Consider the following 13,329-nt stretch of genomic DNA (forward strand, 5'->3'; position numbering starts at 1 on the left):
AATCGGCTCGGCTGGGGGACGGCGCTGTCCGTTTTCTGATCGTTGCTGGCATCGTATCGGCTCTCGCGACGGCCGGTGGCGCTGCGGTGAGTCATGTAACAGCAACTGCCCCCGTCTTTTTTGTCATACCCGCCGGATACGCTGGTAACGACTTCGACCACCCCGGCCCTGTCTGGGCGCGGGGCGCTTTGCCGTGCAGATTGGGTGCATTTCACCATGAAGCTCGCCGGTCTATCCGCCGCAGCCCTCGACGATCCCGCTCTCACCCGCGCGCGTGACCTTGCCCGCGCCGGGCACACCGACCAGGTCGACCTGACCGGGCCGCCCGCCCTGCGCGCCTTCGTCACCGCCGCCATCGCCGCCGAGCGGCCCGTCCTCGCCGTCACCGCCACCGGCCGCGAGGCCGAGGACCTGGCCGCGGCGCTGACCTGCCTGCTCGAGCCGGACTCGGTCGCCGTCTACCCGGCCTGGGAGACGCTGCCCCACGAGCGGCTCTCACCCCGCTCCGACACCGTCGGGCGGCGCCTGTCCGTCCTGCGCCGCCTCGCGCACCCGACCGCCGAGGCACCCCGCCCGCGGGTCGTCGTCGCACCGGTCCGCTCGGTGCTCCAGCCGCAGCTCAAGGGCCTCGGCGACCTCGAGCCGATCGAGCTGCGCCCCGGAGGCTCGGCCGACCTCGACGCGCTCACCGCGCGGCTGGCCGAGCTCGCCTACACCCGCGTCGACCTGGTCACCAAGCGCGGCGAGTTCGCGGTGCGCGGCGGCATCCTCGACGTGTTCCCGCCGACGGAGGAGCACCCCCTGCGGGTGGAGTTCTGGGGCGACGAGGTCGAGGAGATCCGCTCCTTCGCCGTCGCCGACCAGCGCACGATCGAGAAGGTCGACCGGCTGTGGGCGCCGCCGTGCCGGGAGCTGCTGCTCACCGACGAGGTGCGGGCCCGGGCCGCGGCCCTGTCCACCGACCACCCGCAGCTGGCGGAGCTGCTCGACAAGCTCGCCGGCGGCATCCCGGTGGAGGGCATGGAGTCCCTCGCCCCGGCGCTGCTGGGCGGCACCGACTCGCTGGAGCTGGTGCTGCACACCATGCCGCCCGGCACCCACGTGCTGCTGTGCGACCCCGAGCGCATCCGCACCCGCGCGCACGACCTGGTCCGCACCAGCGACGAGTTCCTGGAGGCCAGCTGGGCGGCGGCCGCAGTCGGCGGCAAGGCGCCCATCGACCTCGGCGCTGCGGCATTCCGCCACCTGGGCGACGTCCGGGCCGCGGCGGCGCAGCTCGGACAGCCGTGGTGGTCGCTCAGCCCGTTCGCCGCCGCTCTGGATTCCGTTGCTCCCGTCGAGCCTTGGCTGGTCGGCGAGGAACCGGCACCGGTCGTGGTCTCGGACGACGCCGTGACGATCACGCTTTCCGCGCAGGCGGTCCCGCTGTATCACGGGGAGACCGCCCGCGTCGTGGACGACCTCAAGCGGCTCACCGGCGACGGCTGGCGGGTCGCGCTGGTCTTCGAGGGCACCGGGCCGGCGCAGCGCGCCGCCGAGGTGCTGCGCGGCTCCGACCTCGGCGTCTCGCTGGTCGAGTCGATCGAGCGGGCGCCCGAGCCCGGCGTCGTCGTGGTCGCCACCGGCTCGCTCGAGCTCGGGTTCCTCGACGAGGACGCCCGGCTGGCCGTCATCACCGGGACCGACATCTCCGGCGGCCGGGGCGCGTCCACCAAGGACATGCGCAAGATGCCGAGCCGCCGGCGCAACCAGATCGACCCGCTGGAGCTGCGCACCGGCGACTACGTGGTGCACGAGCAGCACGGCATCGGCCGCTACGTGGAGATGGTGCAGCGCACCGTCAACGGCGCCGACCGCGAATACCTGGTGATCGAATACGCGGCCTCCAAGCGCGGCCAGCCCGGCGACCGGCTCTTCGTGCCGACCGACCAGCTCGACCAGCTCTCCCGCTACGTCGGCGGCGAGGCACCCACGCTGCACAAGATGGGCGGCTCGGACTGGCAGAAGGCGAAGTCGCGGGCGCGCAAGGCGGTCCGCGAGATCGCCGCGCAGCTCATCCAGCTCTACGCCGTCCGGCAGAACTCGCAGGGCCACGCCTTCGGCCCCGACACGCCCTGGCAGCGCGAGCTGGAGGACGCCTTCCCCTACCACGAGACCCCCGACCAGCTGGCCGCGATCGAGGAGGTCAAGGCCGACATGGAGAAGGCGGTCCCGATGGACCGGCTCATCTGCGGCGACGTCGGCTACGGCAAGACCGAGATCGCGGTGCGGGCGGCGTTCAAGGCGGTGCAGGACGGCAAGCAGGTCGCCGTGCTGGTGCCGACCACGCTGCTGGCCCAGCAGCATTTCAACACGTTCTCCGAGCGGGTCGCGCAGTTCCCGGTCGAGGTGCGGCAGCTGTCGCGCTTCCAGACCCCGACCGAGACGAAGGTGACCATGGAGAAGGTCACCGACGGCACCGTCGACATCGTCATCGGCACGCACCGGCTGCTGCAGACCGCGACCCGGTTCAAGCAGCTCGGCCTCGTGATCGTCGACGAGGAGCAGCGCTTCGGCGTCGAGCACAAGGAGTTCCTCAAGCAGCTGCGGGCCTCGGTCGACGTGCTGACCATGTCGGCCACCCCGATCCCCCGCACCCTGGAGATGGCGATCACCGGCATCCGCGAGATGTCGACCATCGCCACGCCGCCGGAGGAGCGCCACCCGGTGCTCACGTTCGTCGGCGCGCAGGACGACAAGCAGGTCGCCGCGGCCATCCACCGCGAGCTGCTGCGCGACGGCCAGGTCTTCTACCTGCACAACCGGGTCGAGTCGATCGAGCGCGCCGCGCGGCGGCTGCGCGAGCTGGTGCCCGAGGCCCGCATCGCGGTCGCACACGGCCAGATGGGCGAGGAGGCCCTCGAGAAGATCATGGTGGGCTTCTGGGAGAAGGAGTACGACGTCCTCGTCTGCACCACGATCGTGGAGAGCGGCATCGACATCCCCAACGCCAACACCCTGATCGTCGAGCGCGCCGACCTGCTCGGCCTGGCACAGCTGCACCAGATCCGCGGCCGGGTGGGCCGTGGCCGCGAGCGGGCCTACGCCTACTTCCTCTACCCGCCGGAGAAGCCGCTGACCGAGCACGCGCACGAGCGGCTGGCCACGATCGCCCAGCACACCGAGCTCGGCGCCGGCATGTATGTGGCGATGAAGGACCTGGAGATCCGCGGCGCCGGCAACCTGCTCGGCGGCGAGCAGTCCGGCCACATCGAGGGCGTCGGCTTCGACCTCTACGTGCGCATGGTCGGCGAGGCGGTCCAGCAGTTCAAGGGCGAGCGCCCCGAGGAGGAGGAGCCCGACGTCAAGATCGACCTGCCGGTCGACGCCCACCTCCCGCTGGAGTACATCTCGGCCGAGCGCCTCCGCCTGGAGATCTACCGCAAGATCGCCGGGGCCAAGGACAACGCCGCCCTCGACGAGATCGTCGCCGAGATGCGCGACCGCTACGGCGAGCCGCCCCTGCCGGTGGCCAACCTGCTCGCGGTCGCCCGCTTCCGCTTCCTGGCCCGCGCCTACGGCCTGACGGACGTGTCCCTGCAGGGCAAGCACGTCCGCTTCGGCCCGCTGCCGCTGCCCGACTCCAAGCAGATGCGCCTGAAGCGCCTCTACCCGGAGGCCGTGTACAAGGCCGCGGCCGACACGGTCTCCCTGCCGCGCCCGTCGACCCGCCGCGTCGGCGGCGAGCCGATGCGCGACACCCAGCTCCTCGACTGGGCCGCCGAGCTCCTCACCACGGTCCTCGGCGACCCCGTCCCCGCCAGCAAGTAGTGCCCGCACGTTTCTTCGTCTCTGGGAGGGCCGACGGTTTGGGCCGAGCGGTGCTACTCGTAACGTCGCCCCGGTTGCCGGCCGGGGTTCTGACCGCGCAGGCATGGGACCTGGTGCGCGCGCACCCGGTGCTCACCGCGGCCGAGTCCGACCAGACCGCCGCCCTGCGCGCCGCGGGCGCCTCGGTCGCGCTGCTGGACGTCCCGGCCGGCTCTACTGCCGTCGAGGCCCTGCTGGCCGCGATCGCCGAGCACGGCACCATTGTCTGGCTGGCCGCACCCGACGGCGACGAGGACCTGGCCCGCGAGCTCGGCCTGCGCCTGGCCCGCGAGCCCGGATTGGCCGAGCTCGAGCTGCTGTACGGCTCGTGGGACCCACCGGGCGCCCGCCTCCTCGACGTCGTGACGGTGATGGACCGCCTCATGCACCCCGAGGCCGGCGACCCGTGGAAGCGCGCGCAGACACACGAGACCTTGGCCCCCTTCCTGCTGGAGGAGGCCTACGAGCTCTACGACGCCATCCGCGACGACGACGCCGAGGCCGTCCGCGAGGAACTGGGCGACGTCCTCCTCCAGGTCGTCCTGCACGCCCGCCTGGGCGAGGAAACCGCCGCCTTCACCATCGACGACGTGGCTGGCGACCTGGTCGCCAAGCTCATCCGCCGCAACCCACACGTCTTCGCCGGCACCGCGGTCGGCGGCATCGACGAGATCATCGCCAACTGGGAACAGATCAAGAAAACCGAGAAGTCCCGCGCCTCAGCCGTCGACGGCGTCGCCTTGTCCCAGCCCGCCCTGTCCCTGGCCGCCAAGCTTCTGCAGCGCGTCGAGCGCGCCGGCCTGACCGCCCCTCTCCCCCCGCCGGACTCCCTGGGCGCCGAACTCCTCGCCACGGTGGCCCGCGCCCGCGAGTCCGGCACGGACGCCGAGGCCGCTCTGCGCGAGACCGCCCTCGCCTACATGGACGCGGTCCGCACCATCGAACGCACCACCGACCACTAACCCTCGCGCCGCTCCCCGGCACATTCTGTTACGTGCCATCACGTTAAGTGAATACCAAGATCAATAATTTGGCAGCGTGGGCTACGGTGGTCTAAACGGCCCGGCCACCGCCGAACTCCGCAACCAGGTCCTTCAACGTCATCACCCGTCCACAGGCATTCGCCGATCGCCGGCCACTTCCGACCTCGCCCCACAGCCACGCGCCCGCGGGCGCGCGAACTCCAGCGCGACGCTCCTCGGCCCGGCCCTGGGCTTCGGACCCCGCGGATGCTCTGCGCGGTGGGTCGCGTCCTGCGACGACGTCGCGGGCGCGTGTACGGGCAGCTCGGGTGCCGGTCGGCGGCGACGGGCAACCGCCGCGACGCGTAGCGGTGGACGAAGGCGGCGACGCGCTCGAACTGCCGCGAGCCGTGCGCCGCGATCGCGCCGGCCGCCATGACCGGCGCCGTCAAGGTCGAAAGCGTGCTCGGGGCACTGCACCGCAGGGGCCGCGGGATCTAGGCTCGTCTTCATGAGGCTTCACGTTCGCGTGCACGGGGACGGCCTCGCGGGGGTGCCGTTCCTGCTCGTGCACGGGCTGTCGTCCAACGCTCGCCTGTGGGACGGCGTGGCCGGCCACCTGACGGCGGCGGGCCACCCGGCGTACGCGGTCGACCTGCGCTCGCACGGCGAGTCGCCGAGCCCGCCGGACGGGTACGACACCGCGACCGCCGCCGACGATCTCGACGCGCTGCTGGCCGACCTCGCCCTGGCCCCGGCCGTCGTCGCCGGTCAGTCCTGGGGCGGCAATGTCGTGGTACAGCTGGCGGCTCGTCATCCCGAACGCGTGCGAGCCCTCGGGCTCGTCGACGGCGGCTGGATCAACCTCGCCGCGCAGTTCCCCGACTGGGAGTCCTGCGCCGCCCGGCTGCGCCCGCCGGACGTGAACGGCCTGACCGCCGCCAACCTGCGCGAGCGGCTGCGCGCCGGCCATCCGGACTGGGAGCCCTGGGCGATCGAGGCGACGATCTTCAACCTCGCCACCGGCCCCGGGGACACCCTCACCCGCCGGCTGCCGATCCCGCAGCACATGCAGATCGTGCGCAGCATGTGGGACGACCCGCCGCAGCGGTACTTCGGCCGGATCAACGTCCCGGTGCTCGCGATCCCCGCCGGGAACAAGACGCCCGACCTGGCCGGCCTGCGCGAGGTGAAGATCCGCCCGTACCCCGGCGGCGACCACGACCTGCACGCCCAGCATCCCGCGTCCGTCGCGGCCGACCTGCTGAGCCTCGCATGAGCGGGCTGCTCGTGATCATGGGCTCCGGCGAGACCGCGCCCACGATGGTCAAGCCGCACCGCGAGATCTTCGAGCGCTGCGGCGACCGCCCGGCCGTGCTGCTCGACACGCCGTACGGCTTCCAGGAGAACGCCGACGACATCTCCGCCAAGGCCGTCAAGTACTTCGCCGACAGCACGGGCCGCCGACTCTCCGTCGTGGGCTGGCGCAGCACGCCCGAGCCCGGCCTGCCGCGGGAGCGCGCGCTGGCCGCCCTGCGCGAGGCCGGCTGGCTGTTCGCCGGTCCGGGCAGCCCGACCTATGCCCTGCGCCAGTGGACGGACACAGAATTTCCGTCGGTACTCGCCGAGGCCCTCCAAACCGGAAAGGTCGTCTGTTTCGCCAGCGCCGCCGCCCTGACCCTCGGCTCGCACACGATCCCCGTCTACGAGATCTACAAGGCCGGCATCGATCCGCACTGGGTGCCCGGCCTCAACCTGTTCCACCAGGTCACCGGCCTGCCAGCGGTGCTCATCCCGCACTACGACAACGCCGAGGGCGGCCACCACGACACGCGGTTCTGCTACCTCGGCGAGCGGCGCCTGTCCATGCTGGAGCCCACGCTGCCGGCCGACGCCTTCATCATCGGCATCGACGAGCACACCGCGGCCCTGTTCGACCTGGCCACCCGCACGGTCCGCGTCATCGGCAACGGCGGCCTGACGCTGCGCCGCGCCGGCGTCTCGCAGTGGTGGCCGGCCGGCACCACGCTGCCGTTCGCCGCCTTCACCGACGGATCGTCCTTCGCGGAGAGCTCGTTGCCGCCCGCAGCGCCGGCCGAGGACCAGGCGGACGCCGACCCGCCCCCGCTCACGTCGCTGGCCGCCTCGACGCAGGAGACGACGGCGCGCTTCGACACCTGCTACGAGTCGCGCGACGCGGACGGCTGCGTGGCCGCCGCGCTCGACCTGGAGCAGGCCCTGCAGGACTGGATCGCCGACACGGACGTGTCGGACGAGCGCGAGCAGGCCCGCTCCGCGTTGCGCCAGATGTTGGTACGCCTCGGCTCCTTCGCCGGCCCGGACCGCTTCACGCCGTTGGTGTCCGCGCTGGTGGACCTGCGCACGTCGGCCCGCACGGCGAAGGACTGGGCCCTGAGCGACTCCCTCCGCGACGTCCTGTCCTCCTCCGGCGTCGAGATCCGCGACACTCCGGCGGGTCCTTCCTGGTCCAGCTGATCGGTTCTCGTTCCGTGTGTCGCGAAATATCCGTCCACTCCGTGGCCGAATATTTCGGACATTTCATGATTCTGTGTGATCGTCGGCACCGACGCTCCTTGCCAGGGGGTCCGGGCGGGCCGGCCGGAGGATGCAGTACGCTCGTACTGCTAAGCGATGCCGACGACTCTTCCGCGTCCGTCCGGTGGAGCGCGGCGAAGAGTGCTGGAATCAGCGAGGACTGCCCACGGCGGCGGCGGAGACCCCCGTCAGGCAGCGCGAGAGGAGCGCCCGGCCGATGGCGAAGATCAAGGTAAACAACCCTGTCGTCGAGCTCGACGGCGACGAGATGACCCGGATCATCTGGAAGCAGATCCGCGAGCAGCTGATCCTGCCCTACCTCGACGTCGATCTGAAGTACTACGACCTGTCGATCGAGTACCGCGACCAGACCGACGACCAGGTCACGGTCGACGCCGCGAACGCCATCAAGCAGTACGGCGTCGGGGTCAAGTGCGCGACGATCACGCCCGACGAGGCGCGCGTCGAGGAGTTCTCGCTCAAGAAGATGTGGCGCTCGCCGAACGGCACGATCCGCAACATCCTCGGCGGCGTGGTCTTCCGCGAGCCGATCATCATGTCGAACGTGCCGCGGCTCGTTCCCGGCTGGACCAAGCCGATCATCATCGGCCGCCACGCCCACGGCGACCAGTACAAGGCGACCGACTTCGTGGTGCCCGGCCCCGGCAAGGTCACGGTGACGTACACCCCGGCCGACGGCGGCGCCCCGATGGAGTTCGAGATCGCCAACTTCCCCGGCGGCGGCGTCGCGATGGGCATGTACAACTTCGACGACTCGATCCGCGACTTCGCTCGCGCGTCGTTCCGGTACGGCCTGGACCGCGGCTACCCGGTGTACCTGTCGACCAAGAACACGATCCTGAAGGCCTACGACGGCCGCTTCAAGGACCTGTTCGCCGAGGTCTTCGAGAACGAGTTCAAGAACGAGTTCGCGCAGGCCGGCCTGACCTACGAGCACCGCCTCATCGACGACATGGTCGCCGCCGCCCTGAAGTGGGAGGGCGGCTTCGTCTGGGCCGCGAAGAACTACGACGGCGACGTGCAGTCGGACACCGTGGCGCAGGGCTTCGGCTCGCTCGGCCTCATGACCAGCGTGCTGATGACCCCGGACGGCAAGACGGTCGAGGCCGAGGCCGCGCACGGCACTGTCACGCGTCACTACCGCCAGTGGCAGAAGGGCGAGAAGACGTCGACGAACCCGATCGCGTCGATCTTCGCCTGGACGCGCGGCCTCGCCCACCGCGGCAAGGTCGACGGCACCCCCGAGGTCACGAACTTCGCGAACACCCTCGAGCAGGTCTGCATCGACACCGTCGAGGCCGGCCAGATGACAAAGGACCTGGCCCTGCTCATCTCCCGCGACGCCCCGTGGCTGACGACGGACGAGTTCATGAACGCCCTGGACCAGAACCTGGCCAAGCGCCTCGGCGCCTGATCACCGCGACTCCCGGCCCCGCCCTCACCCGAGGACGGGGCCGAAGTCGTCTTAGCCAGTCAGTCGCCTTGACTTGGGCTTGGGCTTGGCCGCGAGCCGGGCACGCGCGCCGCCTACGCTTACGCCAGGCCGCCGCAGCTACACGCCTGACGCTGCCCTAGTGTGCCGCCGCCGGTCGCCCGCCGGCCGCGCGTCGCCCGCCGGTCGCCGGCTGGTCGCGACGGCGCCGCGGCAGCCCCGACCGGTCGCGGCAGTCCCGTCAGTCGCGGCACCGCCGTGGCGTCGTCACCGCCGCGTCCACGGCGCGGGGTCGGCCAACTCGTCAGGACTCCGACGCCAGGGCTCAGGGCGCTCGCCGTCCGGTCGCGGCAGCGCCGCGGCGTTGTCACCGCCGCGTCCACGGCGCGGGGTCGGTCAGCTCGTCAGGACTCCGATACCGAGGCTCAGGGCGCCCGCCGCCAGGCAGGCCGCGCCGATCCAGACCATGATGATCGCGCCGTTGGGGGTCGTCCGGTTCTTGCCGGCGGACGAGGCGAAGAAGCCGCCCGGCATCAGGATCGCGGCCGCCAGGATGCCGACCCTGGAGAGCCAGCCGACCGCGCCGTCGAGGCGGGCCAGGTCCGCGTAGAGGACGCCGACCAGGCCCAGCGTGACCAGGACGCCCGCGTGGGCGTGGCCGGCGCGGGCGAAGGCCTGCTGGAACGGGGTCATCGGGACTGCGCCACGCACGATCTTGGTCATGAAGTAGCCGCCGAACTCGATCGTGACGATCGACAGCAATGCGATCCCGGCCAGGATGCGGCCGGCGTCGGTGAACTCGAACTGCATTTTCGGACCTCCCCCGTCACTGCCTTGTTAGGCTATGGCAGTGACGATAGGCGCTGGGGGCATCACCGGTCAAGCCGAGATAGACAGTTACGTGTCGGCGTATGTCGAACTGTGCCTGACCCTCGTCAACGACCTCGCCATCGAGTCCAGACAGGGGCGGCGGACGTCCGGCGACGCGCGGCTCGGTGACGCCTTCGCCGACCTGGCCGCCAACGCGCTGATGCGCCATCACGAGCTGTCCTCGGCCGACGTCGACGATCTGATGTCGGTGGCGCGGCGCCTGCTGATCGCCGTGGACGCGTGCATCGCCGGCGACCTGCTCACCGCCTCGTTTGCGTTGAACACGGTGCTTGCGGAGTTTGGTGCGGTACCGAATCTGCACGCGGAACCCGGCGGACCGCCGCAACTGGCGTTTCACGCCGCCGAGGCGCCGATCGTCGACGCATGGGCCGCGGAGTCGGCGACGGCGCTGGCGTTCCTGGTCGGCACGCGGCAGACGCACCGGCTCGGCCAGTGTTCGGCGGACGCCTGCGACGCCTACTACCTCGACTCGACAAAGAACGCAAGCCGCCGCTTCTGCTCGCTCGCCTGTCAGAACAGAGCGAAGTCAGCCGCCTACCGTCAGAAGCGACGCCACCGGCCCGAATGAAAACCGTCGCACCCACCCGTCATCCTGTCCTCGTGAATCTCCTCGCACGCGCCGCAGGCTTCGTCGTCATCGGGCTCGGCATGGTCGCCACCATCGCCGGGCTGGCGCTGCCGTGGACCGTGGTCGGCGCCCGGCATCCGGACCTGGTCACGATCGCCGGGATCGCGTTCCTCGGGCCGCTGCTGAGCGCGCTGTGCATGGCGTATGCGCGCACGGAGCCGCGACGATCTCGACACATCGCCACGGTGGCGGGGGTGGCGGGCGCGGCCGCGGCGGTGATCGCGACGGCGCTCGCGCGGCTGGTCGAGCCGAGCGCCGGCATCGGGCTCGGCGGGCCGCTCACGGTCGTCGGGTCGGTCGCGCTCGTGCTGGGCTGGGCGGCGCTCGTGGTCACCGGCGCCGGCGCGCTGCCGGGCCGCGGTTGGCGGGCGTGGACCGCGGTCGCCGCAGTGGTGGTCGTGCTGATGCTCGCCGGCGGACTCGCCGTCGACTGGGCGCGGGAGGGGCGCTTCGTCGACGCGACGACGGCCGGGGCCGCGCCCGCGACGCAGGCCGTCGTCACGTCGATGCCGTTCACCGGCGTCGAGCTGGTCGGCGTGCGGGGCGATCTGGCGGTGCTCCGGGCGAGCGACGGGATTCGGGCGATTTGGCTCGGCAGCGGTGCCACGGCCTGGCAGTACCTGCGCTCCGACCTGCCCAGCCAGGCGGCCGGGCTGGTCGACGACGGCGTCGTGGTCGCATTCGCCACCGATGACGGGGTCCTGGTGACCGGGCTGGAGACGGCTACGGGGGCGCAGCGGTTCTCCCAGCGGTACCAGTCGGGGAAGATCGCCACCGTGCACGCCGCGGGGCGGACGGCGGTGCTGTCCGGGGTGGGCGCCGGCGCCGGAGATCTGCTCGGGATCGACGCGCGCAACGGCGCGCAGCGCTGGCGCTGGACGCCGGCCCGCGACGGCGCGGCGTGCGACGTGACCGACCTGGCCGGATCCGCCGAGACCGTCGCGGTCGCGCTGCGCTGCCGGGCACAGGGCGTCGACGACGTGGCCGTCGGGCTGGCCGCGGAGTCGGGGGTGGAGCGGTGGTCGTGGCACGCCATCCAGCGCGGGAACACGGAGCTTCGGGTGTACTTCACGGAGTCCGGCTTCGTCACGCTGACCGGCCCGGCGCCGCAGCGGGCGACGTACATGGACGCGGGCACGGGCTCGGTCGGCGCCCGCCACGATGCCGCCGGGGCGCTCGCTGTGCCCGCCGGCGCGAGCCTGATCTACGCCAGCTCCGACGGTGACCAGCCGCACCTGGCCGCGGTCGAGGCCCGGACGGGGGCCTCGAAGTGGAAGGTCGGACTGGCGGGCCTCGGCGGCTACCAGCCGATCGCGGGCGCCGCGGCGGACGGCCAGGCGTACGTGCTGTGGCGCAACCCGGGCGGCGCCCTGCGGCTGCTCACCGTCTCGGCGGCGGACGGCTCGACGAAGGAGGAGCGCGCGGTCGCCTGCGCCACGCGTTGCCCGCAGGCGTCGATCGCCGCCTCGGGCTCACACGCCGTCATCGCGACGAGGGAGGAGAAGGCCACGCAGCTGTACCTGAGCATCACCTGACGGCTCGTCCACGACCAGGTGCGCGGCGACCGCCCGGGCCTCGGCAAAAAAGACACCACAGGCATGCCGCCCCGGCCCCCATAGAGGCGACACGGCCGCTTTGCATCGCCCCGCGGTGGCGCAGGCCTGCAGCGTCGGACCTGGTGGGGTGGTCGGCCGTCGGGACGAGTCTGTGCGGGCGGACTGCAAATGCCGCGGCGGCGGGTTCGAGGTGAGCACCGCGTCACGCCTGCCCGGTCGGCCCGAGGACCCAGGTGCACCGGTTGCGGTCTGATCGAGACCGGCTTCGGGTCCGCGATGCGCAGGTCAGGTTGATCGTGCATGGGCGCTTGGACTTTCGACGTGCGCCGGCCACCGGATGAGCACAGAGCGCCTGCTCGTGTCCGGGCACGACGCCGTGGGTTTGAGGGGGTCCGGGTGGCGCGGCGCGGGCGCGGGCGCGGGATGACATCGGCCGACGGTACGAGCGTCCGGCACGATCGGCCGGGCAGGATGGGCTAGCGGGAGGACCCGCGTTCAGCTAGTTCCACGACGTTGGTCAGGAGCATTGCCCTGGTCATGGGGCCCACGCCGCCGGGCATGGGGGCCAGGTAGCCGGCGACCTCGGCCACGTCGGGGGCGACGTCGCCGACCAGGCGGGGCTTGCCCGACTCGTCGACGGCACGGCTGATGCCGACGTCGAGGACCGCGGCGCCCGGCTTCACCATGTCGCGGGTGAGTAGGCCGGGCGAGCCGGCGGCGACGATCACGATGTCGGCGTTGCGGGTGTGGGCGGGCAGGTCGCGGGTGCCGGTGTGGCAGAGGGTGACCGTCGCGTTCTCCGACTTGCGGGTGAAGATCAGGCCCAGTGGGCGGCCGGCCGTTGTGCCGCGGCCGATTGCCGTCAGTTCGGCGCCGTTGATGGGGATGTAGTAGCGGCGCAGGAGTTGGACGATGCCGTTCGGGGTGCACGGGAGAGGGGCCGGGATGTTCAGGACCAGGCGGCCCAGGTTCGTGGGGTGCAGGCCGTCGGCGTCCTTGTCGGGGTCGATCTGCTGCAGGATGCGCTGCTCGTCCAGGCCCTTCGGGAGGGGCAACTGCACGATGTAGCCCGTGCAGGCGGGGTCGGCGTTCAGCTCCGCCACGGCGGCCTCGACCTCGGACTGGGTGGCGGCGGCGGAGAGGTCGCGGCGGATGGAGGCGATGCCGACCTCGGCGCAGTCGCGGTGCTTGCCGGCGACGTAGGCGTGGCTGCCGGGGTCGTCGCCGACCAGAATGGTGCCCAGGCCGGGGACGACGCCGGCGTCGGTCAAGGCTTTCACGCGGGCCCGCAGTTCGTCCTTTATGGCGGTCGCGGTTGCCTTACCGTCGAGAATCGTTGCCGTCACGGCTTCCGATCCTGCCATTAGAGTGCAGGGCGTGCTGGTCCGGCGCTGCGTTGTCGCCCTCTTCACCCTGATCGCATTGTCTGGTTGT

The 13,329-nt window shown here is 71.7% G+C and carries 9 protein-coding genes; 7 read left to right on the forward strand and 2 right to left on the reverse strand.

Features of this window, described 5'->3' with window-relative positions; all coding sequences use genetic code 11:
- The first annotated feature begins 216 nt into the window (after positions 1 to 216).
- The 5 genes from mfd to ABD901_RS14400 all read left to right on the forward strand — a co-directional run bounded on the left by mfd (position 217) and on the right by ABD901_RS14400 (position 8,802).
- Positions 217 to 3,810: a transcription-repair coupling factor gene (gene mfd, locus ABD901_RS14380; protein ID WP_345126927.1), complete on the forward strand. Its 3,594-nt coding sequence runs from the start codon at positions 217 to 219 to the stop codon at positions 3,808 to 3,810.
- A gap of 38 nt (positions 3,811 to 3,848) precedes the next feature.
- Positions 3,849 to 4,811 carry a nucleoside triphosphate pyrophosphohydrolase gene (locus ABD901_RS14385; protein WP_345126104.1) on the forward strand — a complete coding sequence of 321 codons (963 nt, stop codon included), beginning with the start codon at positions 3,849 to 3,851 and terminating at the stop codon, positions 4,809 to 4,811.
- Positions 4,812 to 5,322: 511 nt separating this feature from the next.
- Entirely contained in the window at positions 5,323 to 6,090 is a 768-nt protein-coding gene (locus tag ABD901_RS14390) for an alpha/beta fold hydrolase (RefSeq protein ID WP_345126109.1), read from the forward strand.
- Positions 6,087 to 7,307: a hypothetical protein gene (locus tag ABD901_RS14395; RefSeq protein WP_345126112.1), complete on the forward strand. Its 1,221-nt coding sequence runs from the start codon at positions 6,087 to 6,089 to the stop codon at positions 7,305 to 7,307. The genes ABD901_RS14390 and ABD901_RS14395 overlap by 4 nt, the downstream gene beginning before the upstream one ends.
- 277 nt (positions 7,308 to 7,584) lie before the next feature.
- A complete protein-coding gene (locus ABD901_RS14400) occupies positions 7,585 to 8,802 on the forward strand; it encodes an NADP-dependent isocitrate dehydrogenase (RefSeq protein WP_345126115.1) in 1,218 nt (405 codons plus the stop codon).
- 414 nt (positions 8,803 to 9,216) lie between these two features.
- Here the strand turns inward: ABD901_RS14400 and ABD901_RS14405 are convergent, their stop codons facing one another.
- Positions 9,217 to 9,630 (reverse strand): hypothetical protein, encoded by a 414-nt coding sequence (locus tag ABD901_RS14405; RefSeq protein ID WP_345126117.1) that lies wholly within the window; start codon positions 9,628 to 9,630, stop codon positions 9,217 to 9,219.
- A 40-nt stretch (positions 9,631 to 9,670) separates the two neighbouring features.
- Here ABD901_RS14405 and ABD901_RS14410 point away from each other — a divergent pair, with 40 nt between their 5' ends.
- Together ABD901_RS14410 and ABD901_RS14415 are read left to right on the forward strand one after the other, a co-directional pair.
- A complete protein-coding gene (locus tag ABD901_RS14410; protein ID WP_345126120.1) occupies positions 9,671 to 10,279 on the forward strand; it encodes a CGNR zinc finger domain-containing protein in 609 nt (202 codons plus the stop codon).
- Positions 10,280 to 10,311: 32 nt separating this feature from the next.
- Positions 10,312 to 11,874, forward strand: a complete 1,563-nt coding sequence (locus ABD901_RS14415) for a PQQ-binding-like beta-propeller repeat protein (protein WP_345126123.1) — start codon at positions 10,312 to 10,314, stop codon at positions 11,872 to 11,874.
- A gap of 497 nt (positions 11,875 to 12,371) precedes the next feature.
- Here the strand turns inward: ABD901_RS14415 and ABD901_RS14420 are convergent, their stop codons facing one another.
- Positions 12,372 to 13,241, reverse strand: coding sequence for a bifunctional methylenetetrahydrofolate dehydrogenase/methenyltetrahydrofolate cyclohydrolase (locus ABD901_RS14420; RefSeq protein ID WP_345126126.1), 870 nt, complete (start codon positions 13,239 to 13,241; stop codon positions 12,372 to 12,374).
- Positions 13,242 to 13,329 lie beyond the last annotated feature (88 nt).

This window comes from Dactylosporangium darangshiense (assembly GCF_039537565.1).
Taxonomy (GTDB): Bacteria; Actinomycetota; Actinomycetes; order Mycobacteriales; family Micromonosporaceae; genus Dactylosporangium; species Dactylosporangium darangshiense.